The organism is Pseudomonas sp. Pseusp18, from assembly GCF_059506005.1.
The window spans coordinates 3,861,284-3,882,740 of the sequence record NZ_CP169240.1; the positions used below are offsets into that span (position 1 = coordinate 3,861,284).

At 55.8% G+C, this 21,457-nt stretch carries 22 protein-coding genes and 2 pseudogenes; 14 read left to right on the forward strand and 10 right to left on the reverse strand.

The genetic code is table 11. From position 1 onward, the window contains the following. Positions 1–202: 202 nt before the first annotated feature. The 3 genes from ACEN9A_RS17245 to ACEN9A_RS17255 all read left to right on the forward strand — a co-directional run bounded on the left by ACEN9A_RS17245 (position 203) and on the right by ACEN9A_RS17255 (position 1,987). Positions 203–1,063: a LysR substrate-binding domain-containing protein gene (locus ACEN9A_RS17245; protein WP_007942105.1), complete on the forward strand. Its 861-nt coding sequence runs from the start codon at positions 203–205 to the stop codon at positions 1,061–1,063. Between the two features lie 118 nt (positions 1,064–1,181). Beyond that, positions 1,182–1,343: a hypothetical protein gene (locus ACEN9A_RS17250; protein ID WP_019648689.1), complete on the forward strand. Its 162-nt coding sequence runs from the start codon at positions 1,182–1,184 to the stop codon at positions 1,341–1,343. Beyond that, complete coding sequence (locus tag ACEN9A_RS17255; protein ID WP_258668832.1) at positions 1,340–1,987, forward strand: helix-turn-helix domain-containing protein; 648 nt, start codon at positions 1,340–1,342, stop codon at positions 1,985–1,987. Before ACEN9A_RS17250 ends, ACEN9A_RS17255 begins: the two co-directional genes overlap by 4 nt. Positions 1,988–2,097: 110 nt before the next feature. On the opposite strand, the gene ACEN9A_RS17260 is transcribed toward ACEN9A_RS17255, so the two are convergent. The 3 genes from ACEN9A_RS17260 to ACEN9A_RS17270 all read right to left on the reverse strand — a co-directional run bounded on the left by ACEN9A_RS17260 (position 2,098) and on the right by ACEN9A_RS17270 (position 5,453). Continuing rightward, positions 2,098–2,604 (reverse strand): hypothetical protein, encoded by a 507-nt coding sequence (locus ACEN9A_RS17260; RefSeq protein WP_258668834.1) that lies wholly within the window; start codon positions 2,602–2,604, stop codon positions 2,098–2,100. A gap of 294 nt (positions 2,605–2,898) precedes the next feature. Next, positions 2,899–4,113: a diaminopropionate ammonia-lyase gene (locus ACEN9A_RS17265; RefSeq protein ID WP_258668835.1), complete on the reverse strand. Its 1,215-nt coding sequence runs from the start codon at positions 4,111–4,113 to the stop codon at positions 2,899–2,901. 74 nt (positions 4,114–4,187) lie between these two features. After that, positions 4,188–5,453, reverse strand: a complete 1,266-nt coding sequence (locus tag ACEN9A_RS17270; protein ID WP_258668836.1) for a Zn-dependent hydrolase — start codon at positions 5,451–5,453, stop codon at positions 4,188–4,190. Between the two features lie 139 nt (positions 5,454–5,592). Between ACEN9A_RS17270 and ACEN9A_RS17275 the strand changes: the two genes are divergently transcribed. Next, positions 5,593–6,060 carry an Lrp/AsnC family transcriptional regulator gene (locus tag ACEN9A_RS17275; RefSeq protein ID WP_258668837.1) on the forward strand — a complete coding sequence of 156 codons (468 nt, stop codon included), beginning with the start codon at positions 5,593–5,595 and terminating at the stop codon, positions 6,058–6,060. A 20-nt stretch (positions 6,061–6,080) separates the two neighbouring features. Here the strand turns inward: ACEN9A_RS17275 and ACEN9A_RS17280 are convergent, their stop codons facing one another. Beyond that, on the reverse strand, positions 6,081–6,722 hold the full coding sequence (locus ACEN9A_RS17280; RefSeq protein WP_258668839.1) for an FMN-dependent NADH-azoreductase: 642 nt from the start codon (positions 6,720–6,722) through the stop codon (positions 6,081–6,083). A gap of 103 nt (positions 6,723–6,825) precedes the next feature. Here ACEN9A_RS17280 and ACEN9A_RS17285 point away from each other — a divergent pair, with 103 nt between their 5' ends. The 7 genes and pseudogenes from ACEN9A_RS17285 to ACEN9A_RS17315 form a co-directional block, all read left to right on the forward strand. Further along, complete coding sequence (locus ACEN9A_RS17285) at positions 6,826–7,680, forward strand: LysR substrate-binding domain-containing protein (RefSeq protein WP_258668840.1); 855 nt, start codon at positions 6,826–6,828, stop codon at positions 7,678–7,680. Positions 7,681–7,727: 47 nt separating this feature from the next. Continuing rightward, positions 7,728–8,153, forward strand: coding sequence for a GNAT family N-acetyltransferase (locus ACEN9A_RS17290; protein ID WP_258668841.1), 426 nt, complete (start codon positions 7,728–7,730; stop codon positions 8,151–8,153). A 307-nt stretch (positions 8,154–8,460) separates the two neighbouring features. Further along, positions 8,461–8,562 (forward strand): annotated as a pseudogene (locus ACEN9A_RS17295) (cysteine hydrolase); the annotation flags it as partial. Positions 8,563–8,631: 69 nt separating this feature from the next. Further along, positions 8,632–9,485 (forward strand): IS5 family transposase gene (locus ACEN9A_RS17300; RefSeq protein WP_258668842.1). Its coding sequence is split into 2 segments (ribosomal slippage): positions 8,632–8,980 and positions 8,980–9,485, totalling 855 coding nucleotides; the frame shifts between segments, so codons are not numbered across the junction. A 159-nt stretch (positions 9,486–9,644) separates the two neighbouring features. Continuing rightward, positions 9,645–10,358: a helix-turn-helix transcriptional regulator gene (locus tag ACEN9A_RS17305; protein ID WP_413387078.1), complete on the forward strand. Its 714-nt coding sequence runs from the start codon at positions 9,645–9,647 to the stop codon at positions 10,356–10,358. 622 nt (positions 10,359–10,980) lie between these two features. Beyond that, positions 10,981–11,910 (forward strand): hypothetical protein, encoded by a 930-nt coding sequence (locus ACEN9A_RS17310; RefSeq protein WP_258668846.1) that lies wholly within the window; start codon positions 10,981–10,983, stop codon positions 11,908–11,910. 263 nt (positions 11,911–12,173) lie between these two features. Beyond that, positions 12,174–12,293: pseudogene (locus ACEN9A_RS17315) on the forward strand (cysteine hydrolase); the annotation flags it as partial. 22 nt (positions 12,294–12,315) lie between these two features. On the opposite strand, the gene ACEN9A_RS17320 reads toward ACEN9A_RS17315, so the two are convergent. From ACEN9A_RS17320 to ACEN9A_RS17335, 4 genes are all read right to left on the reverse strand, one after another. Continuing rightward, positions 12,316–14,175, reverse strand: a complete 1,860-nt coding sequence (locus ACEN9A_RS17320) for an ABC transporter ATP-binding protein (RefSeq protein ID WP_258668848.1) — start codon at positions 14,173–14,175, stop codon at positions 12,316–12,318. A gap of 308 nt (positions 14,176–14,483) precedes the next feature. Then, a complete protein-coding gene (locus ACEN9A_RS17325) occupies positions 14,484–15,257 on the reverse strand; it encodes an SDR family NAD(P)-dependent oxidoreductase (protein ID WP_413387075.1) in 774 nt (257 codons plus the stop codon). Positions 15,258–15,364: 107 nt separating this feature from the next. Beyond that, the gene (locus tag ACEN9A_RS17330) at positions 15,365–15,661 is read right to left on the reverse strand and encodes a YciI family protein (protein ID WP_258668856.1); all 297 of its coding nucleotides are present in this window, start codon (positions 15,659–15,661) and stop codon (positions 15,365–15,367) included. A gap of 60 nt (positions 15,662–15,721) precedes the next feature. Continuing rightward, positions 15,722–16,534: an SDR family NAD(P)-dependent oxidoreductase gene (locus ACEN9A_RS17335; protein WP_258668857.1), complete on the reverse strand. Its 813-nt coding sequence runs from the start codon at positions 16,532–16,534 to the stop codon at positions 15,722–15,724. A gap of 359 nt (positions 16,535–16,893) precedes the next feature. Between ACEN9A_RS17335 and ACEN9A_RS17340 the strand changes: the two genes are divergently transcribed. Beyond that, positions 16,894–17,895, forward strand: a complete 1,002-nt coding sequence (locus tag ACEN9A_RS17340; RefSeq protein WP_019648676.1) for an AraC family transcriptional regulator — start codon at positions 16,894–16,896, stop codon at positions 17,893–17,895. 309 nt (positions 17,896–18,204) lie between these two features. On the opposite strand, the gene ACEN9A_RS17345 is transcribed toward ACEN9A_RS17340, so the two are convergent. Then, entirely contained in the window at positions 18,205–18,783 is a 579-nt protein-coding gene (locus ACEN9A_RS17345) for a DUF4337 domain-containing protein (protein ID WP_018930261.1), read from the reverse strand. A 301-nt stretch (positions 18,784–19,084) separates the two neighbouring features. On the opposite strand from ACEN9A_RS17345, the gene gfa reads away from it, so the two are divergent. Next, the gene (gene gfa, locus ACEN9A_RS17350) at positions 19,085–19,663 is read left to right on the forward strand and encodes an S-(hydroxymethyl)glutathione synthase (RefSeq protein WP_258668858.1); all 579 of its coding nucleotides are present in this window, start codon (positions 19,085–19,087) and stop codon (positions 19,661–19,663) included. A gap of 92 nt (positions 19,664–19,755) precedes the next feature. On the opposite strand, the gene ACEN9A_RS17355 is transcribed toward gfa, so the two are convergent. Further along, complete coding sequence (locus tag ACEN9A_RS17355; RefSeq protein ID WP_258668860.1) at positions 19,756–20,661, reverse strand: hypothetical protein; 906 nt, start codon at positions 20,659–20,661, stop codon at positions 19,756–19,758. A 367-nt stretch (positions 20,662–21,028) separates the two neighbouring features. On the opposite strand from ACEN9A_RS17355, the gene ACEN9A_RS17360 reads away from it, so the two are divergent. After that, positions 21,029–21,427, forward strand: a complete 399-nt coding sequence (locus tag ACEN9A_RS17360; RefSeq protein ID WP_081628219.1) for a hypothetical protein — start codon at positions 21,029–21,031, stop codon at positions 21,425–21,427. Positions 21,428–21,457 lie beyond the last annotated feature (30 nt).

A 21,457-nucleotide genomic window follows, 5' to 3' on the forward strand; every position in this document is an offset into this window, starting at 1 on the left:
ATGAGGCGGCATCCTAGGTACAGTCCTGAAGTAACGGAAATTCAAATATCTAATATCGTTATAACTTGCCGTATTGCTGCTAAGCGAAAATCCTCACAGTGCCCGTAGTTACCGCATTAGCACTAAAATATCGCCAAAAATACATAAACAAATGTAATGTTTATGTTTGCAGCCCTGATATAAAAACAGCCCGGAAATGGCCATGTCGACCTCACCTACCCTCGATCTCGAATTGCTGCGCACCTTCATTGCCGTGGTCGATCACCACAGTTTTGCCGAGGCCGGCGCGCAACTGGCGCGCACACAATCGTCGGTCACCCAGCACATGCAACGCCTGGAACAACAAGTGGGGGTGAATCTGTTCGAGAAGCGCGGGCGTCAGAAGCAACTGACCGAAGCCGGTTTGCAGTTGTTGCGTCATGCGCGGCAGATGCTCTCGCTCAACGACGATGCGCTGAATTCCCTGCGCGAAAGCAACTTGAGCGGTGTGCTGCGGATCGGCTCGCCGCATGACATCGCCGACACCATCCTGCCGCCGATCCTCAGCCACATCGCCCGCTCGGCCCCGCGCTTGCGCCTGGAGATCGATGTCGGCCGCAGCCCGTTTCTGATGGATGACCTGCATCGGGGCAAGGTCGACATGGTGATCTCCACCCGCGAAGACCCGAGCCTCGAAGGCTTCGCCTTGCGCACCTCGCCGGTGTGGTGGATTTGCTCGGCGCAGTACATTCATACGCCGGAAGAGCCCTTGCCGCTGATTCTGGTGGATGAGCCGAGTATCTATCGTCGCTACGCCCTGGAGGCGCTGGAACGCGCCAATATTCCATGGCGCCAGGCGTACCTGGCGTCGAACCTGATCGGGATCAAGGCCGCAACGCGTGCCGGGTTGGGCGTCACGCCCAGAAGCATGGAAATGCTCGGCCCGGACATGCGCGTGCTCGGCGAAAACGATGGCCTGCCACGGCTGCCGGACGTGACCTACCACTTGTGGATTCGGCCCAACACCGTGAACCCGCTGGTGCGTCGGGCCTATGAGTTGATCAGGAGCAGTCGGGGGCTTTGACGCGGCCACTCATAAGAACCAAATAGAATTAATAAATACAAAATCAATATTTATAGTTATAAAAATATCCACGTACTCTCAGCTCATCCCGTCATTCATCACCACAGTGAAGTGCCCCATGAATCCGACTGACAACCTCATCGACTTCGCCAGCTACCGCAAACGCAAACAGGCTCAGCAACGGGCACGGGCCATGTGGGAAATGTACGCACGCAACGCGGGTCTACAGGCCTTTCAGTGGATCCAGGCCGCCCAGTCGACCGAGACCCGTCACGCATGAACGCGCAGCAACCCTCGCGCTTTCTGGTGAGCGCAGGCGAACCCGTGACGGACTTGAATAACCTCGAACAACTGGAAGAAGACCCGATCTGCGAGCGGGTCGCGCAGAACCTGCAACGGCTGCGGGGCAAGCGTCATCTATCCCTCGACGCCCTGGCCCGGCAGTGCGGCGTGAGTCGGGCGATGCTGGCGCAGATCGAATCCGGACGCAGCGTGCCGTCGATCAAAGTGCTGTGCAAAATTGCCAAGGGCTTGAAGGTTTCGGTGGCGGCGTTTCTCGAGCATCGGGCTTTCGAAGGTGTGGCCGTGCTGTCGGCGAACCAGAGCAAGCGCCTGGTCAGCGCCAGTGGCGCCTTCGTCAGCCGCGCGTTGTTTCCGTTCGACGTGGCACGCCAATCGGAATTCTACGAACTGCGTTTGAGCCCGTTGGGCGAAGACCACTCCGAGGGGCATGGCCCGGGTGTGCAGGAGAACCTGGTGGTGTCGCAGGGCGTACTGGAAATCAGCGTCAACGATGAACGCTACCTGCTGTCCACCGGCGACTCGATCCTGTTCTACGCCGACCAGCCCCACCGCTATCGCAACCCCGCCGACAGTGAGGCGGTGGCTTATCTGGTGGTGACCTACCCGGAACGCCTGGACTGAATTCCATCGCGCCGAACCGAGATCCCTTGTGGGATCTGTGGTGTCGCCAGAATGAAAAAGCCCCCGCAACCGTCAGGTCGCGGGGGCTTTTTAATGTCTGCTGCCAGGGATCAGCAGGTGCAGCACATCATTGGCATGCCGTTGCAGCTCATCATCATCGGCATGCTGCAATCGTTCATCATTTTCATCATCAGGGCGCAGCAGCTTTTCATCATGTCCATGTTCATGCCGGCCATCGGCATGATTTTGCACATCATGCCGTCGGCCATCATCGTGCATTCCATCACGCACTTCATCGACGGCATCGGCATGCCCATCATTGGCATCATCATGTTCATCATTGGCATGGCCATGCTCGCCTGAGACATGCACATCATGCTCATGTTGCCGCAATGCATCATCATCGGCATGCCGCAGTTCATCATCATCTGCATCATTTCAGCGCTGTTCTTGAACATCGCCATGTCCATGCCAGCGGCCGGCATCATTTTGCACATCATGCCGTCGTCCATCATTTCGCAGCTCATGGTCGCCATCATCATCGGCATGCCCATCATTGGCATCATCGGCATGTTGGCGTTCATCATCGGCATTGGCATCTGCATGGCGTTCATCATGGTGTAACTCCCTAAGCGATTCGATAGTTGGACGAAGCTGATGGAGGCGGATTCTAAGGACTGGTGAAGGGACGACAAGATGATGGCCGAGCAGCAGGATTTGATGTTGAAACCGCTTTAGTGCCGTGGCGGGGACGCCGCTGTCTGCTAGAGCGCCCCTATGGATTTCATTGCATACAGAATCAAAGCGAAGGCGTGGTTTTATCGGTTATGGATATTCGACTCAGCGCTATATAAAGAACCGAAAGAAATAATCGTTCTAAACAGCGCAGAGTTTTTTATCCGTACCAAAAGCTAGCAATACTCGTGGATTCGCAACCAGGCCTGCTGGCGCTGTTGCACTGACTCAGCCGACTCGCCGACCAGCGCCTCATAGACAGCTGGCGCGGTAGCCCCCTCGGTGTTGATGATGAGCACTCTCGAATTCTTGTTCAGGCCGACTTTTTCGGCATCGGCAGGAACACCCACGAGATTGATCAAACCAGCGAGCCCGGCGACACCGGATTCTCCTCCGACAACAGGAACATCATTACCTGAGCCTGCAGCGAGCAGCCGCATTGCGCCTACCGCATCGCTGTCATTGATGAGCATGAAATGGTCAACGCTCTCACTCAGGAATTTCCATGCAAGCGGTGACGTTTCGCCACAGGCCAAACCTGCCATGACGGAATCCACGGAGCCGGTCGCATGGGCAGCCCGCCCCTTCAGCGCGCTTTGATAAAGGCAATCGGCCTGAACCGGCTCAACCATCACCAGGGTCGGGCGATCGGCGCCATAGCGCTCCCAGAAGTAACTGACCAAACCTGCCGCCAGGCCCCCTACTCCGCCTTGCACAAAGATATGCGTGAACGGTTCTGACGCCTCGATGACTTCGGCGGCGATCGTGCCATAGCCTTGCATGACATCGCGCGGAATCACTTCGTAGCCTTCATACGAGGTGTCGGAGACAACCTGCCACTGGTTCTCTCTGGCCAACGTCGCGGCACGCTCGACCGACTCGTCGTAGTTGCCAGTAATGCGGACAATCTCTGCACCATAAGCGGCAATGGCTTGCTCGCGCTCAACACTCACGTTGGCATGAAGGACGATAACGCACCGACAGCCAACACTTTGTGCCGCAGCCGCCAGTGCTCGTCCGTGGTTACCGTCGGTTGCACTGATCGCCGTAAAGATGCCGAGCTGGTCCCGGTACTCACCCACGAGCAACGCTTGAGAATTAAAGTTCTTTTGCGGGAACAATCGCAAAATCAACCGCACCAGGGCAATCGGCGCGCCCAATGCCTTGAAGCTACCCAGCGGTGAGCGAACCGACTCATCTTTCACGCAGATTTGCCCGACATTAAGCTGCTTCGCCAGATCATCAAGATCCCACAGCGGCGTCGCTGTAACGCTGAGTTGATCCCATGTCGAAAGCCAGCGACGACTCTCTTCAGCCTGCTTGATGCTCATGATGTGTTGAAGTGACTCTGGGTACGCTTCGTGTGTGGCGTTCGGGTTGGAAAAAAGCATAAAACCTCCAATGTCAGGCAAAGAGATACCACCGCCGGGTCTTGAAACCCAGGCGCTGTGTTTCAGCGGAAAAGTTATCGGGTGGTAGCGAGTCGTCGAACAACCACGTCCAGCAGTACCTGAGCGCCCTTGATCAGTTGATCATCATCGGTGTGCTCCCGAGGGTTATGGCTGATGCCGCCCTTGCTTGGCACAAAGATCATCGCGGATGGCGCAACGCGCGCGATCATCTGAGCATCATGCCCTGCCCCGGAAGTCATGCGTCTATGGGTGAAGCCGAAACGCCTGGCGCTGTCTTCGATGACCTGCGCCAATTCGGAGTCGAACACGACCGGCTGAAATCTCACCAGCTGCTCGGTGGAAACCCGTACGCCCTCACGCTCTGCGATGTTGGCGAGGAACCGGGATAAACGTGTCTCAGCCGCTTGCAAACGAGCCTCGTCGGGATCACGCAGGTCGACCGTAAACGTCGATTTGCGAGGAATGACGTTAATGACATTGGGTTCAAATTGCATGCAGCCAACGGTCGCCAAGGTAGTACCACCCGACTCACTGGCGATCTCGCGCAAGTGATTCACCACCGCGCTTGCGCAATAACCGGCATCGTGACGCAAATGAGTGGGGGTGGTGCCCGCGTGGTTGGCGTTGCCCTGAATCGTCACCTGCTGCCACGAAATCCCCTGGAGATTTTCGACCACACCGATCAGCGTTGACTCGGCTTCCAGGATCGGCCCCTGTTCAATGTGAAGCTCCACATATTCGTGCGGAATCAGCGCGCCTGGCTCCATATCCCCAGCGTAACCAATACGAGAGAGCTCATCGCCAAGACGGGTTCCGTCCGTCCCGATGGTGTTGAGCGCTTCGTCGACACTCATGCCACCGGCAAAAACCAGCGAGCCCATCATGTCCGGCTGATAACGCACACCCTCTTCATTGGTGAACGCGCCGACCGTGATTGAGCGCTCAGGCGTTACGCCCGCGGCACGGAAAGCACGAATGACGGCAAGCCCCGCGAGCACTCCATAACACCCATCCAAAGCGCCGGCGTTTGTCACGGTGTCGATGTGCGAGCCCATCATGAAAGGCGCCTCTGTGCCGTCATCGGTGCTTGAGCGGAGGGTTCCAAACACATTGCCGATGCGATCGACTTTGACGTCCAGGCCCAACTCATTCATCCAGCAGACGAGCTGATCACGGCCCTCCCTCTCGGCATCAGTCAGCGCAATTCGGGTACGCCCTCCGTCCTTGAGGTCAACACCGATCTGGCCCAGCGTCGCGAGTTGCTCCAGGAGCTTTGGCCCGTCCAGGTTTAATCCGTCATTGGCGCTTGCAACACTCATTAAACTTCTCCGTGAGGCGGGATTCTTTCGTAAATATTAATTCAATGAGATGCTCCACAAATTGATATTTCCGGATCGCCCGCGCACTTCTGTTGCAAATATTGGCGCTTAATCGAAATAAAATTACCAGGATGCAGAAATGACCCTCGACGAGTTCGACATCAAGTTGCTGATTGAAATACAGCAAGACGCAACGCTCTCTCAGATTGAGCTGGGCAAGCGGGTTTCGTTGTCTTCCGCGGCAGTCAACCGCCGTCTGAAACGCCTGAATGACGAGGGCGTTATCAAGAAGACCATCGCGGTGATCGAGCCAGCGGCCATGGGGCATCCGCTGACGATCATTGCTGAGGTCGAGGTCGAGAGCGAGCGCATAGATTTGCTGGATGCCATGAAGCAAAGCTTTGCCGCGTGCCCTCAAGTGCAGCAGTGTTACTACGTCGCTGGCGAGTGGGACTTTGTGCTGATCTTCGCGGTCCGGAGCATGCAGCAATACACCGACCTGACCCGCGAGTTGTTCTTTGAGAACAATAACGTCAAACGCTTCAAAACCCTTGTTTCGATGAGCACCGTGAAGCTGGGTTTGAATATCCCATTGGGCGTTGAATAACTTACGGTGCAGTGGAAGCGTCAGCGACCAAGACTATCCGCCAGTCCCCTGGCCTGCTGAGTTGCGACCTCACGCGCGCCGAGGTCAACGTCTTCCCCCAGGATGGTTTTCTCCACAATCACCGAGTGCACATCCGTCACACCAATAAATTTCAGCCAGGCTTCCACATAGGGCTTCTGGAAGTCGAAGCGCTCTGCCGGCGTGATCGATTGCGCCGAAAAATCCAGGCCACGGGCGTACATCACCACGGCGGTTTTGTCGTGCAGCATGCCTTCCAGACCGCGCTCTGGATCGAAGCTGAACAGGATGTCTTTCTGCGATACCAGGTCGATAAAGTGCTTGAGTTTGTACGGGATGCTGAAATTCCACAGCGGAACGGACATCACCAGCACATCAGCGCTGTGCAAATGCGCGGCCAGATCCTTCAAGGTGTTCCAGGCGTCTTCTTGCCCCGGGGTCAAGGACGTGCCATTGAGTCCGGCGTATTTGGCCTCCATGGCCAGATCATTGAATTCCGGCAACGCCATGTTCCAAAGGTCGAGGGTGATGATTTCGGTGTCCGGGGTGTTTTCCTGATAGCGTGCAATGAAGCTGCGGGCGACTTCAAGGGAGGCCGAGCGCTGTTTGCGCGGGGAACATTCGATATGCAGAAGAGTAGTCATGGCACGCCTCGGGTAGTGGGAGATGGGGGCGATGAACATTGCAACATAGTTTTATTTAGAATATAAATCGCAAATAAATCATCTATTAATCACAGATTAAACTATGTTCGATGCTCTGCTGCTCAAGACATTTGTCACGGTCGTCGATGAAGAAGGCTTCAGCCGTGCAGCCGAGAAGCTGCACCTGACCCAGTCTGCGGTCAGTGGGCATGTGCGGCGACTGGAAGAACAGATTGGTAAACCCCTGTTGAGGCGTACTACCCGTTCCCAGCAACTGACGCCCGATGGCGAACGCCTGGTGGCTTATGCACGCACCATCCTCGCGCTGAACCGTGATGCCTGGGCAGAACTGACACGCACGCCGTTTCACGGGCGACTGCGGATCGGGGTATCCGAAGACTTTGTCGAATCGCGATTAATGCGGACTTTTCAGGATTTCGCGGCGCAGTACCCGGGGATGGAGATCGACGTGCAGGTGGGCATTCCGGGCACGTTGCTGGCCTCGATGAAACAAGGGCATCTGGAACTGGTCATCGGTTCTCTGTGCGAAACCAGCGACACGGGGCTGCTGCTGTGGCAAGAACCGCTGGTGTGGGCCTGGTCGGCGCAACCCGTCACCCAGTTACCGACGCCGTTGCCGCTGGCCCTGTTCCCCGAGCCGTGCCCTTATCGCGAGGTAGCCCTGACGCAGCTGGCTCGGGCAGGGATCGCCCAACGAACGGCGATGTTGTGCAGCAGCGCGGCCGGATTGCGAGCAGCGGCACTGGCTGGCTTCGCAGTAGCACCCATGCCAGTCAGCCAGTTGGGGCAAGGGTTGGCGGTTCTTGGCGCAGAACAAGGGTTGCCGGACTTGCCCGATGCGCAGTTTCGGTTGTTTAGCGCTCCTGAAGCGGATCAGGCGATTGTGGTAGCGGTCACTCAACTCATTGTGGAGTATTGCTCCACGCGCAGGACTTAAGAATCATACCTTGTTGACCCAATTACTCACTGCTCAGGGAGAGCGCCATGTCTGTAGAAATCCAGCTTTCGGAAAATGCGACAGAAGCAGAGCGACTAGGCATTTTGACCCCATTGCTGGCCCATAACCTGGCCAACGGTGGAGACGACGCCTATGAAACTTTTGCTCTGTTGCTACGAGACGCTGACAGTAACGAAGTTATTGGTGGGCTGTACGGCAAGATCTCTTATCGATGGCTGCTCATCGATCTAGTCAGCGTTCCCGAGTCAATGCGTGGTCAGGGCATCGGAGAACGGCTAATGCGCATGGCCGAAGAAGTTGCGCAGAAAAAACACTGCATTGGTATCTGGCTGGAGACCTTCAGCTTTCAGGCTCCCGGTTTTTATCAAAAACTTGGTTACTCCGAATTCGGACGCCTGGCAGACTATCCACCGGGACATACCCGGCTCTATTACCAGAAGTCGTTGTGCTGACCGCGTTTTCGATCCAGGGCCGATAGTTGCGCTTCGTCGTGGACGGCTATCGGCCAAACGCGAACCTTAACGATCGTGAATCAGTCTTCACCTTCATGCGCTCATTTGCCAACCCGGTGCCGTGCAGCTACTGTCAGCTTCATGAATCAGCCACGAATTGCCTTGACCACGACTACCACGACCGCCAGAGGCGGGTCGTGAGAGGTGTCGTGAGCCAATAACACACGAACTTCAAAGGCCCGCCAGTGATGGATAGGGCCTTTTCTTTTGCCCTTGTGTCGCTGGTCCAAACGCAAGGAAAAGCATTATGTATGCACTGCTGATTCTCGATATGCAGGTTGGGTTGTTTCATGGTCCGGATAAACCGGGGGCTGGCGAAGCGCTGCTAGGCTCTGTACGAAATCAGCTGAAACTCATTTGAACCCCGTATGCGTCGGGATTCAGTAGAGTCCGCGTCCATCAAAGGCAGGAGCCCACGATGGTCAAACGGTATGAACTCCCCGACGCAGCCTGGGAATTGGTTGCAGACCTCTTCATCGAAGCCCGGCGCGGTGGCCGCCCAAGGGTAGATAATCGCTTGATGCTCAATGGCATCCTATGGGTGCTCTGCTCAGGCGCCGCTTGGCGAGACATGCCGGAGCGCTTCGGGCCCTGGTCGACGGTTTATCAGCGCTTTCGTGATTGGCGCAACCGCGGCGTCTTCTATCAATTGCTCAAACGCCTCCATATCAGACTCAACGAGCAAGGCTTGATCGACCTGGACACCTGGATGATCGATTCCACTGCTGTGCGTGCAACCCGAGCCTCATCAGGCGCCGGGAAAAAAGGGGGCCTGAAGAACCGAAAGACCACGCGCTTGGACGCAGCCGGGGCGGCCTGACGACAAAGATTCACATGCTGTGTGATGCCAATGGCGTGCCTTTGCACTTCCTACTTTCAGGCGGGCAGGCCAGCGATATCGCCTATGCCCAACCGCTGCTGGATGAGGCTTACATCCCCAGTCTGCGCGGCCGTCCCCGCAAACGCTGTCGATGGCTGCTGGCCGACAAGGGCTATGACGCCGAGGCCTTGCGCCGTTACTGCGATCGTTATCGGATGCAGCCAATGATCCCGTTGCGAAGCATGAAGCGCAAGCCTCGACCGGGTTTGCCCAGGCTGTTTGATCGCCCCAAATACCGACAGCGCAACATCATCGAGCGCATGTTCGGATGGTTGATGGAGAATCGCCGCATCGTTACGCGCTTCGACAAGCTCGCGAAAAGTTTTGCCGCGATGGTCTCATTGGCCTGTGCCGTGCGGTGTTTGCGACATTACTTTTCTTACAAACCCTAGGAAAATGTCACCCGAAGCGGTTAGTTTGCATGTAGGAAGAGGCCGATAACAGGAGTTTATGGATGCCATTTCCACTGACGGAACATAATGCCCTGGTGGCCCGAAAGGGCGTAGGGCAGGCCTTTGAGCTTGCAAAGGGCTGTCAGTTGAGCGCACCTGATGCGTAAAGCTGATCGCTTATTTCAGTTGGTCAATCTGATTCGTGTCCATCAGCCAATCTCCGCTGAACGACTGGCTAGCCGAATTGGCGTTTCCGTTCGCTCAATCTATCGATACATCGACGACCTCTCCTTCAGCGGAATCCCAATCTATGGTACCGCTGGCGTGGGGTATGCCTTGGATGCCGATTTTGAGATGCCGCCTTTAACGTTGAACAGGCTCGAACTGGATGCATTGATACTCGGGATGGAAATGCTTTCAGCTTCTGCCGATAACGATCTAAGTGCTGCTGCAAGGATGTTGTTGAGCAAAATCTCAGCGTCCATGGTCCATCACAAGGTTGACCCCAGCACGGCAAAAATCAGGGCGCTTGGAACCACACCGTCCGCGACGCGTGGCCATCTGGCAACCCTTCGAAATGCCATCGAAAATGCTCAGGCGCTGAAGATAACGTATACCAGTTTGGAAGGTGTGGTTTCGCAACGTCTCATTTCCCCTCTTGGCCTTTTTTACTGGGGGGGAAAGTGGACGGTTGGAAGTTGGTGCAGTACCAAGGCGGCTTACCGCGATTTCCGGGTCGATCGCATAGCCACCATCGCCATTGCCCAACAACCCTCACCCGGCAATCCTGCCCTTGATCTCCAAGCGTATATGAAGCACCAGGCAAGCCAGTGGAAAGCGATCACCACGACTGACACTACGCTGTCAGTATGAGGCACTGACAATAGGGACTTCCTAACACACAGAAGGTCATCCCTATGCAGTGCTCCCCTCATGTACTCGAACTAGCCATTTTCCAGGTCAAACAGGAATGCGTTGCGCAAGTGCCCACGCTCCGCGCCGGGCTTCGTGAAACGTTAAAGAGCTTCCCGGGTTTGATCGAGTACCGCGCTTACTGCCCTATGGGCGACGACCGAATCTTCGCGGACTTAGCCATGTGGGACAGTCTTGAGAACGCACAAAAAGTGGCAAAGGCATTCAACGATGGAGATCCCAGATTCTCTGGGTACATGCACGCTATTGAAAACCTGACGTTCATGAGCCACCTCGTTCCAGAGATGAGCTGACCCCGACGGACTGTCCGAGCAGGCAAGCGACACCGATGCCTTTGTCGCCAGGTATCGTTCAATTGCCTGCAAGGTTTTTCCGAGCCCACTGCTCGGCGGCAGGGACTTGAATTGCGCATCTACATCTACCGCTCAATCAGCTGTAAGTCATTGTAAGAAAAAAACATATTGGAGGTGGCGGCCTCTCAAAAGGTGGCCTATACATGGACAGGCTGGCACACAGATGTGTCAGCGTCTTTCCAATTTGATCGGACAAGGAGTCCGTTTTTATGGCTACAGAACTGGATACGTTGCTTTCAAGTATTCGCGACTGCAAAACCTACGACGCGGTAAAGAATCGCCTCTCTACCATCACCGAAAAAAAGGACAGCGCTACAGACCCTGATGTGGCGCGGGCGCTGCGGGATGCCCAGGTGTATGCACTGGTCTGGGGGGTGTTTACCGTCGCTCTCGACCAGGGCGCGCCGATAGTCGCCTTCGACAAAGCCCGCAAGGCACTCGAAGCTGCCCATGAAGCGAACGCAGATAACGAAACTCTTGAAGCGGCCTATACCGCCTACGAGCAAGCCCATGCCGCCCACCGTGAGGCCCAGAATGCAGGTAACAACCTCCTCACTGATGCCATCAAATCCGTAGCCGACGACGCAGCCAAAGTGGCACCCGGCAAAAACAGCAGCGACTCCATTGCCGATGCTGCCGCCGCCGAAATGGCCTACGCCGACGCCTACGACCACCTCGCAAGCCAGAGCTCTATCTATGCCTCCGAAGAGGTCGGGCTGGATCCCTATCAGGATTACTACAACAAGGAGCGGCAGATCATAAATATCACCAGCCCCGTCAGGGAAGCCTGTGATGCTTATGTCAATGAGTACGTCACCCGTGCTCAGGTGGCGGCCGAGCTCAAGCAGTCACTCAACCAGTACCTGCTCGTTTGGCGTAAGACAAAGACCGGAGGTGGGAACCCTCTGGCTGTTCAAGGCATCTTGGAAAGCATCGATGAGAAGAACGGGACGTTTGTGCTGAGAAGCACTGTCTATGAAGGTCGGCGCGACACGGCTTCGTTTTCCGACATAGAAACCATCGATACATCACGGACGGGCCCAGGGGCGCTATCCAGTGCGGTCACACCCGACTGGAGGAAGGTAGACCTCGGGAAATGGGTGCGCTCCGACGAATATTACAAAACTAAAAGTGCTTGATGCCTGCCTAGCGTAACCCTTCACGACAGCGACCGGATGCTGGCATCCGGTCGCTGTTCTTCGGGAACCTGTCCGCTGGGCAGCCGTCCGCGAGATTGCCCGGGTTTCTAGGCTCTGTACGAAAAGCCTTGATACTCGCTCATGCTGCGTTGAAAACAGCCTCGGAATGCTCATGTACTCCAGTACAGTCGAGCGCGACCCCGGCCGTTCCTCGGCTGTTTTCGCCTTGCCTGACCTTCGTCTCAAGACTTTTCGTACAGAGCCTAGACACGCTGAATAACCTGTTGAGTAAAGCCCGGCGTGCAGGTGCGCCAATTTTCCTTGCTCGTCACGTCGGTCCACCTGATTCCCCTATCGAGTCTGGAAATCCGTTGACGCAACTGGCCTGCTGCACCCTCTTCACGCTCACACCTGATCCATAGCCTCGACAACGTCCTGATCCTCACCCAGAAACCCGCCGCTTTGATGCTGCCACAGCCGCGCATAAATCCCGTTCTTCCCGAGCAATTCGGTGTGGGTGCCCTGTTCGATGATGCGTCCGCCGTCCATGACGATGAGCCGGTCCATGGCCGCAATGGTGGACAGTCGATGGGCGATGGCGATCACAGTCTTGCCCTGCATCATTTCATCGAGGCTTTCCTGTATGGCCACTTCGACTTCCGAGTCCAGTGCGCTGGTGGCCTCGTCAAGAAGCAGGATCGGGGCGTTCTTGAGCATCACCCGGGCAATCGCGACGCGTTGGCGCTGGCCGCCCGACAGCTTGATGCCGCGCTCACCCACAAGGGTGTCGTAACCGGTATGGCCTTGCCGGTCGCTCAGTTGGCTGATGAACTCGTCGGCCTGGGCATTGGCCGCGGCGCTGCGGATTTGCGCGTCGGTTGCATCGGGGCGGCCGTAGGCGATGTTGTCGCGAATGGAACGGTGCAGCAGGGAGGTATCCTGCGTGACCATGCCGATGGCGCCGCGCAGGCTGTCTTGCGTCACTTGTGCGATGTTTTGGCCATCGATGCGAATCTCCCCGCTGTCGACGTCATAAAAGCGCAGCAGCAAGTTGATAAGCGTGGATTTGCCAGCGCCAGAGCGGCCAACCAGACCGATTTTTTCGCCCGGACGGATGTGCAGGCTCAGGCCATCGAGCACCTGGCGTTCGCCACTGTAGTTGAAGCTCACCTTATCGAAGGTGACCGCCCCACCGGAGGTCACCAGGACGCCAGCGTCCGGCGCATCCTGCACCTTTGGGCCGCGGGTAAGGGTTGCCATGCCATCCTGCACGGTGCCTATGCTCTCGAACAGCGAGGTCATTTGCCACATGATCCAGTGCGACATGCCATTGATACGCAACGCCATGGCGGTGATGGCCGCCACGGCACCTGCGCCGACCTCACCCTGGTGCCATAGCCACAGGGCATAACCCCCTGCTGCCATGATCAATGCCACCACCAATGCCTGGTTGACGATCTCGAACTGGCTGACCAGGCGCATCTGGCGAAAGCCGGTTTGTTTGAAATCCTCCATCGCTGCACGCGCGAAATGCGCTTCACGATTGGAGTGGGAGAACAGCTTCACCGTCGTGATGTTCGTGTAGGCATCCGAGATACGCCCGGTCATCATCGACCGCGCATTGGCCTGTTCCTGCCCGACTTTCCCCAGGCGGGGCACGAAGTACCACATGGCCAGCCCGAACAACACGACCCAGGCAATGAAAGGCAGCATCAGTTTCAGGGCGAAACCGCCGGCCAGTGCGATGATCGCGATGAAATACACCCCGATCCCGGGGGCGATCTCGATCAGGGTGAATAGCATGTCGCGCACCGCCAGCGCAGTCTGCATCACCTTGGTAGTGACCCGGCCGGAAAACTCATCGGAAAAAAACGAAAGGCTTTGCCGCAGCATCAAGCGATGGAAGTCCCAGCGCAGCCGCAACGGCAAGTTAATCGCCAATATCTGGTGCTGCACCATAGTGCGCAACGCGACTAGCCCGACGCTGGTCACCATGACGATGCCCATGCCCCACAACACGCGACTTTCCTGCGCAGCCGCTTCACTGCCTGCTTGCCAGGTCGAGAGCAGGTCCACGACCTGCCCGAGGAAGGAAAACAACCAGGCTTCGTAAATCGACACACCGGCACTGAGCAGCGCAAACACCAGAATGTAACCGCGAGCACCCCGCGTACAGGCCCACAGGAAGCGAGCCAGACCGTCGGGTGGCGGTGGTACCTCGTCAGGAGGAAAAGGGTCGAGCCTTCGTTCAAACGCACGAAGCATGGTGTTCTCCAAAACGATCAAGTTGAGGAGATTCTGCCATTGAACGGTTGCTTTGAGGGGGTTGCGAAGTTAGAGGTATGGCGCTTAGGCAGGTCGCTCTGAGGATTGGGCTGCCGGGGGCGGCTTCTTATACTTCGCCAGAGATCCGGTCGGCAGCGATAAATGGCCGGTATCGAAGGGAACTGGCCAAGACCGGACGTTCATCGAAGGGCAATGATCAGCAGACACGGTGACACCGTCTCGAAGGTTAAGGAGTGACCTTCGAGGCTGGTTGATGACAACACATTCGCTCGGCGTCACCACACTTTTTAAGAGCGGTAGCGTGCTGCGGGTTGGGCGTTGCTGAAACCTTGTGCCAAGAGCCCGCGTTCACGCTCGAAAGCTTCCCATGCCGCAACGTCAGGCACAGGTGGAATGGTGACCAACTCCTTACGATCAAAACCTACCAGTGCCGCATCCACAAGATCATCAACATCCATGACGTCGGGCACCTTGCTGATGTCGCCACCCGCACGTTCGTAAATTTCTGTACGCGTAGCTGCAGGCAGTACGGCTTGAACGTACACGCCCTTCGACGTGACTTCTGCCGCGAGGCTCTGCGAAAGCGTCAGTACATAGGACTTTGTGGCCGCGTAGATGCCGTGGGAGTATTCAGGCAGAAGCGCCAGCACTGACGCGATATTGATGATCGAACCGCTGCCACGTTGCACCATCCCTCCAATGACGGCTGACGTCAGTAAGCTTGGGGCAAGGACGTTCAGTCGCAGTAACTTGTACATGTCGGCGGAGTCGGCCGTGGCAAAATCTCCCATTAATGCGGCCCCTGCATTATTGACGAGAATATCAATCGGCGGTTCTGAGCGCAGCCGTTGAAGTACGGGCTCGATTTGAACGCTGTCAGTCAAATCAGCAGTAATGACTTCGATGGAAACACCATGTTGGTCATGTAACTCAGTGGCAAGAATGTTGAGCTTGTCGGTCGCGCGCGCGACGAGAACAAGGTCATGACCACGAGCGGCAAACCTGCGGGCATAAACAGAACCAATGCCACTCGATGCGCCAGTGATAAGTGCAGTTGTCATGTCTGTATTTCCTGTTGTCGGCATTTGTAAATCAACTGGCGACAGCACAGCTGAGTGTAAAGTTAATAACTTCGATAAAACAGTTCAGCGACGTGGTAATTCACAACTCACCCGCGCGCTTTCAAATGAAGCATCGCGTAATGTTCGTAGTGCCCAAATCCGTTCTTTACGATAGGGTCTTGCGATGTGATTGCTGCAATATCCCGATCATCCTCAATTTGATACAGCGAAACACCGTAGCTGCCACCGGGATCAATCACCGGGCCGTGGGCAACGACCACTCCCTGTTCAAGAAGCTCGTTCAGATAACTGCCATGTTGAGTCATCCACTGACGCTCCTCGACAGTCATTGTTGCCAGAAAGTCCGCACGTGGCGGGATGTACTTACAAAGATAATATTTCATAAGTTAGTTCTCGCTAGCTAAGCGCATATGAATCGACAAAAGCAGAGCTGCATATGCCTCCTATAACTTCTTACCTGATGCAATGCTTTTGAATATTGCATTTTCAAATATTTTGGGCAGGTAGCTCTGAAGAAACAAAATCATGCCAGACATCTTCGCCACAGGATTACTGAACTTAGGCTCTTTCGTATCAATAAGCTTGGTGATGGCGTTCACAACGGCGTGCGGAGATTCTGCTTCATCTATCCCCTTTTGGGTGACCAGGTTCACTTTTTTACGGTAAAGGTCGTAGTCAGATATCTTGTTATCCGTTACCGAGAGAGCATTCAGCCCCAGATTTGTTTTAAACCAACCTGGTTCAACCACGCTGACGTTGATATTGAATTGTTTCAACTCAAAGCGCAGAGATTTGAAGTAACCTTCCACGGCGTGCTTTGATGCCGAATAGTAAGAAAGATTAGGTGGGCCTATTAATCCCACCATTGAACTGATAGTGATGATCTGGCCACTTTTCTGTTTACGCAATTGCGGCAACACCGCATTTGTAATCTTGACTGTGCCCCAGAAATTTGTCTCAAATTGCTGACGACCTACTTCTACAGGTGTTTCCTCTGCAATGCCGGTCACCATATACCCGGCGTTGTTAACTAACACATCCAAAGCTTTGATGTTTTTAAACAGCTCATCGATAAACGACTGAATGGAAATATCGTCGTCAATATCCAGACGCAGTAATTTGAATGGGACTGTGCTGGAATATTTTTCCGGATTGCGACTCGTGCCAACGACGTTAAAGCCTTGCTGGTGAAGACTGGTGGCAAGCATCAAGCCGAATCCCGATGAGGCACCGGTGATTAAAACTGTCTTTTTCATATGACTACCATTAGTGGAGGAAAAGCCCAAAACACGTCTTGATCTAGAAGATGCTTTGTTCTGTATTTTCTCGATAACGATGCGATCATCGAGATCGGGCAGTTCAACATCTCAGATAGGCATACATTGCTCGCCTAATGAACGGTTGGCACTCGCCTAACGCGCCAACTTGACCTCGAAAGGCGCCAATTTTTTCCTGGTATTTCTGGCGCAATCCGCCGTTGTCGTGGCGCGATTGGCGACCTAAACTGAGCCCTAAAATTGAAAATAAATCTCCCCATGAGTGCAGTACATTTCCCATGATCGGTAAGCGCAGCTCAGCTTTGGACTATTCAGTTTGGCCAGGATGGCGGGTATTGATGCAAGATGCGGGACTGGCAACTGCTCCCGTTTTGCGTCGCGCACAATTACCAGGCGATTTGTTTACGCGACAGAACGTTCGCCTGGACTCGGCAAACTTCTTCAAGCTTTGGGAGGCTATTGAAGCTGAAGCCAAATCTGTAAACGCCGATTTGCCCGCTCCCTTGCAAATTGCTCAGGTCATGTCGTCAGACTGGTTTGACCCGGAGCTTTTTGCCGCGCTGTGCAGTGCCAATATGGGCAGTGCCCTCGACCGGATCGCCAAGTATGTGAGGCTAATCGCGCCCATGGTGATTCTGGTTGTGCGTACTAATTCGCATACCACCGTCACTATGGATTTTTTAGACGCCTCCGAGCCACCTACTGTGTTTTTAGCATTCAAGCTCGTCTTCTTTGTTCAACTGGCAAGGTTGGCGACACGTAGCGCTGTGCAGCCGTTGCAGGTGAACTGGCCATCGCCGTCAACCCTTGGCCCGGACTTGAATGCGTACCAAGCCTACTTCGGCGTTCCCGTAACTGATGCGCCAAAAGCCAGCGTGGTATTTGCAGCAGCGGACGTCGAGCGCCCTTTTTTGACAGAAAACCATAAGATGTGGTTGTTCTTTGAGCCCAGTCTACGACAGCGTTTGTCCGACCTGGACAGGACATCTGGAATGGTAGAACGAGTACGCAGTACGCTGCTTGAGTCTTTACCGGCGGGCGCTGTATCGATGAAGGAAATCAGTAAAAAACTAGGGGTCAGCACCCGCACACTTCAGCGTAGACTGCGTGACGAAGGGACTACGTTCCAGCAGACACTGGATACTTTGCGCGACTCCTTGGCACGCCATTACCTGCGCAATACCGCTATGTCGAGCGCGGAGATATCGTTTCTTTTGGGGTTCGAGGACTCCAACTCTTTTGCTCGCGCATTTCAATCGTGGACAGGCAGTACGCCACGCAAGGTGAGGGCTCAAATGGATAATTCCAGCCATCCCTTGGTTGATAGTTCAGTCGAATAGGAGGGGGGATCCGCCGATTATATAGACACTCGGGAGCGTCCGCTTATGGCCGATTCTGTTGAAAAACTCGGCTTCGGATTCCACGGCAGAAAAGTACGCGCCTGAGATTGAAATCTGTGTTTTGAGCAGAAGGTTCAGGACTCGGATTTCACGTAGCAGTGTGCAAAAGAGGTGTTTTCGCCCATCAATATTCGAGCGTTTTGGGCAATCCGACTTTTTCAACAGAATCGGCCGATTTCTGCCGTTCGTGAAGGGCAGAAATCGACCAGTAGCGGTCGCATTCGACAGGTGAACTTCTGAGCACCTCGCTCAGATATGCAGCCAAGCCAGCGAACCCAGCATGACGCCAACACCCGCGGCCCCAAACGAGAGCCGCTTGAGCCATTCCTTACGCGTCAGCAAGGTAATGGCCGCCAGTGAAATTGCTATTTGAATCGCTGTCATTGCCTGGGCCCAGCGGTGATGCTGATGCAACGCCTGCTCTGACTTCTCGTCCCACTCTCTTGCCCGTTGTTCGAATGCTTCAGCCTTCTTGCGCGCCTCCTCCTTCTGTTCCCCGTACCGCCGCGCCTCAGCAACATAATGGGCGGAATCCAGCCCTGGGAGATGGCTTGCCAGATCCGACAGGTTCTGCCGGCTGGACTTGGCCTGGTAATAATTCCACTCGTTGGCGGCTTCGGTTTTCTGGATAGCGGCGTTGTTTTTGTCCATGGCCGCCTCATTCTCCGTTGAGCCGGCCTGATAGCTCATCAGGGCGCCGACGGTCGCCATGATGGCTGTCATCACCGCAATCTTGCTGGCAAAGCTGTCGCCTTGTGCATGCGCATGATGGGTGGTGTGCTCAATGTGTTGCTCGTGTGGGCTGGGGACTTCGAACTCTTCAGGCATGGGTGTCGATCTTGGAGGTGTTAGTGGAGATGGACAGCATTATGAATTGTCCCTGATTCTTTGGACACAATTGACTGGCAGCCAGTGGTCCGTTGCAGACTATTCTTGATCTGGGTAACCAACCGGTCGCACCGAAGGAGGTCACTCGTTTATGCACTGTGTCCTTTTCGAAATCCGCCGCGGTTCGATCTGATGCATGAAGACAAATCGATCCGCGCCGTCATCGAGTTCCGATGAATTACCGGGTCTGGGGCACGGCCCCAGGGACTTTTGTCCGACACCCTGAAACGGAGACGCCAGCATGAGCACCTTGCAACTTCACCCTTCACTGGACAATGGTATCCAACCCGCCGCCGCGAATTTCACAGGTGGCACCCTGCAATGCCTGTGTGCGACCGACAAGGTCGAGATCAAGATCGACGCACAAACTCTGCATAACCACGCGTGCGGCTGCAGCAAATGCTGGAAACCCAAAAACGCGACATTCGCCGTTATCGCCGTGGTGCCTCGAGATAAGGTCAGCGTCATTGCCCACGGCGAAAAACTGGAGATTGTCGACGAATCCGCCACCATCCAACGCCACGCCTGCAAGCAGTGTCACGCCCATCTCTTTGGGCGCATCGAGAACAAGGACCATGCGTTTTATGGCCTGGACTTCGTCCACACCGAGCTTTCGCCACAGAGCGGATGGGCTGCGCCGGGATTCGCGGCGTTCGTGTCCTCCATCATCGAAACCGGCACACCGCCAGCGCAAATGAAGGCTATCCGCGAGCGCTTGCGCTCGATCGGCCTGGAACCCTATGACTGCCTGTCCCCGGAGTTGATGGACGCCATGGCGACTCATGTCGCCAGACAGAAAGGCCTGCTCCCCGCCGCCTGATCGGTCGGTCGCCGCGGTTTCTTTTCCGGACCGCGGCAATGGCTTCACCGCAAGCACACCGGTCTTTCCCCAAACGACTACCGGCGCCAGCGTCAGGGCTCTGCTGACCGCAGATAAGGCTCGATAAAGCCGCAGCCAAGGATCTCGTTCAGGCGTTGCGCATCGTTCATTCGGCGAAACAGTCCAATAGTCTTCCACGGCGCGTGACCATCGACATTGGGCGCTCCCAATCCGGCCAACAGGTCGGCGATCAGTATTGATCGGGTCTCGAAAGAGATGCGTGTCAGCCCGGTACTATTGCCAACGCCGGCATGGGCATGAGCCCCGGAAAAAGCGATCAGGCTCCCCGGAGCGATATCGACGGCAATCCCCTCCTGCGGGTCGATCGCTTCCAACAGATGTGGAATGGCTTCGTCGGCATCCACGGCATTGCGGCCGTCTCGATGGGATCGCTGCAGAATGGCGCGCATGTCGAAATCTGCGCTCGAATTACCCAGCGGCCGCCGCCAGAGGCCTGGATACAAGGCGACGGTACGCCCTGCCGCGATGGGATAGATGGGCGCCCACCAGTTGGTTTGTGCATAGATATTCGACCCCCAGGTATCGCGGTGAAACGCGATGGTGGCCGTCGTGCGGGCACGCGGTGTCGACTGCTCTGGCTCGCAATGTGGCTGAAAACGCAAATGCAGGCGATCGCACGCCAGGGTATCGGGGGCGATGCCAAGACTTTGCACGACGTCCTGCCAGCGCCGCCGGACCTCAGCCGAGCCTGCGAAGTCGTTCTGAATTTTCGCAAAGCGCTCAGTCTGCTCAGGGTGGCTCAAATGGCGATGGATCTGTTGCGGCGACCAGGGATGCAGCGCGTCTTCGAGGAACGCACGCGTATATTCCACCAGGGCCTTCATGGGCTGCAGGTCAGTGAAGCGAATGATCTCGCCAGCATAGATCCGGTCATGCAATTGGCGAGCGGTGCTCGGTATGGCAAGCGAGCTGTACATGACTGGAAGTCCCCTGAGGATGCGCCCCCTGACTTTAGATCCACGCCGAGTGTGGCGAAAGTGGCAGGTGAGGCGAAAAAGCGCGGATCAGGCCCTGGGAACGTGAGCAACAAGCGACCGTCAAGCCATGAATGGGACGCTTATGACAGTTCTTGGCAGGCAGTTAACAACCAGAAGCCGACACCAGATAGCAAACCTCAAAGAGACCGAACAATTAGGTCGCCGGCTATTTAAGCAGCGCTATCCTAGAACTTTTCTCTTTTTATCGGTCTATGTGGACAGGCACATCCTCGGTAAGCGCGACCTCGCAGGCTTCCCGCAGTCAGATGGCCACACGTCCATTGTCAATCAGAGGTTGTCTTCGCTCATGAAATTCCATGACCCACGGATGGTGCTCTTCGGCCTGTTCGCGTTCGCGGCAGTGGGCTCCGCATCGGCAACACAAATGAAGACCTCAACCCCTGTTTTCACAACTGAAGTGGCAGCCGTTCAGGCTCCGGTCGAGGCCGCCGGCAACCCTTGGCCAACCTTGGCCAGTATGGCTGGCAAACAGCCAGGCCCCTTGCTGGCCCATGACGACCGATACTGGCATGACGGCCGTTGGCACGATCGTAGAGACGATTGGCGCCGAGACGAATGGCGTAGAGAACAGTGGCGCAGAGAGCAAGCCCGTCGAGAAGCTGAACGCCATCGTTATTGGGAGCGCCACGATGATCGGCCCATGCGGCACCGCTACGAGGACGATCACCGCTACTATCGTCGCTAGTGCGACGCCACGAGACGGAAGTCTGACCAT

Excerpts from the sequence above, each read along its gene's own strand:
- ACEN9A_RS17330 (WP_258668856.1), bottom strand. The coding sequence starts at position 15,661 with ATGAAATATTATCTTTGTAAGTACATCCCGCCACGTGCGGACTTTCTG.
- ACEN9A_RS17325 (WP_413387075.1), bottom strand. The coding sequence starts at position 15,257 with ATGACAACTGCACTTATCACTGGCGCATCGAGTGGCATTGGTTCTGTT.
- ACEN9A_RS17335 (WP_258668857.1), bottom strand. The coding sequence starts at position 16,534 with ATGAAAAAGACAGTTTTAATCACCGGTGCCTCATCGGGATTCGGCTTG.
- ACEN9A_RS17245 (WP_007942105.1), top strand. The coding sequence starts at position 203 with ATGTCGACCTCACCTACCCTCGATCTCGAATTGCTGCGCACCTTCATT.
- ACEN9A_RS17275 (WP_258668837.1), top strand. The coding sequence starts at position 5,593 with ATGACCCTCGACGAGTTCGACATCAAGTTGCTGATTGAAATACAGCAA.
- ACEN9A_RS17280 (WP_258668839.1), bottom strand. The coding sequence starts at position 6,722 with ATGACTACTCTTCTGCATATCGAATGTTCCCCGCGCAAACAGCGCTCG.
- ACEN9A_RS17360 (WP_081628219.1), top strand. The coding sequence starts at position 21,029 with ATGAAATTCCATGACCCACGGATGGTGCTCTTCGGCCTGTTCGCGTTC.
- ACEN9A_RS17345 (WP_018930261.1), bottom strand. The coding sequence starts at position 18,783 with ATGCCTGAAGAGTTCGAAGTCCCCAGCCCACACGAGCAACACATTGAG.
- ACEN9A_RS17290 (WP_258668841.1), top strand. The coding sequence starts at position 7,728 with ATGTCTGTAGAAATCCAGCTTTCGGAAAATGCGACAGAAGCAGAGCGA.
- ACEN9A_RS17285 (WP_258668840.1), top strand. The coding sequence starts at position 6,826 with ATGTTCGATGCTCTGCTGCTCAAGACATTTGTCACGGTCGTCGATGAA.
- ACEN9A_RS17265 (WP_258668835.1), bottom strand. The coding sequence starts at position 4,113 with ATGCTTTTTTCCAACCCGAACGCCACACACGAAGCGTACCCAGAGTCA.
- ACEN9A_RS17255 (WP_258668832.1), top strand. The coding sequence starts at position 1,340 with ATGAACGCGCAGCAACCCTCGCGCTTTCTGGTGAGCGCAGGCGAACCC.
- ACEN9A_RS17260 (WP_258668834.1), bottom strand. The coding sequence starts at position 2,604 with ATGATGAACGCCATGCAGATGCCAATGCCGATGATGAACGCCAACATG.
- ACEN9A_RS17250 (WP_019648689.1), top strand. The coding sequence starts at position 1,182 with ATGAATCCGACTGACAACCTCATCGACTTCGCCAGCTACCGCAAACGC.
- ACEN9A_RS17340 (WP_019648676.1), top strand. The coding sequence starts at position 16,894 with ATGCAAGATGCGGGACTGGCAACTGCTCCCGTTTTGCGTCGCGCACAA.
- ACEN9A_RS17320 (WP_258668848.1), bottom strand. The coding sequence starts at position 14,175 with ATGCTTCGTGCGTTTGAACGAAGGCTCGACCCTTTTCCTCCTGACGAG.
- gfa (WP_258668858.1), top strand. The coding sequence starts at position 19,085 with ATGAGCACCTTGCAACTTCACCCTTCACTGGACAATGGTATCCAACCC.
- ACEN9A_RS17310 (WP_258668846.1), top strand. The coding sequence starts at position 10,981 with ATGGCTACAGAACTGGATACGTTGCTTTCAAGTATTCGCGACTGCAAA.
- ACEN9A_RS17305 (WP_413387078.1), top strand. The coding sequence starts at position 9,645 with ATGCGTAAAGCTGATCGCTTATTTCAGTTGGTCAATCTGATTCGTGTC.
- ACEN9A_RS17270 (WP_258668836.1), bottom strand. The coding sequence starts at position 5,453 with ATGAGTGTTGCAAGCGCCAATGACGGATTAAACCTGGACGGGCCAAAG.
- ACEN9A_RS17355 (WP_258668860.1), bottom strand. The coding sequence starts at position 20,661 with ATGTACAGCTCGCTTGCCATACCGAGCACCGCTCGCCAATTGCATGAC.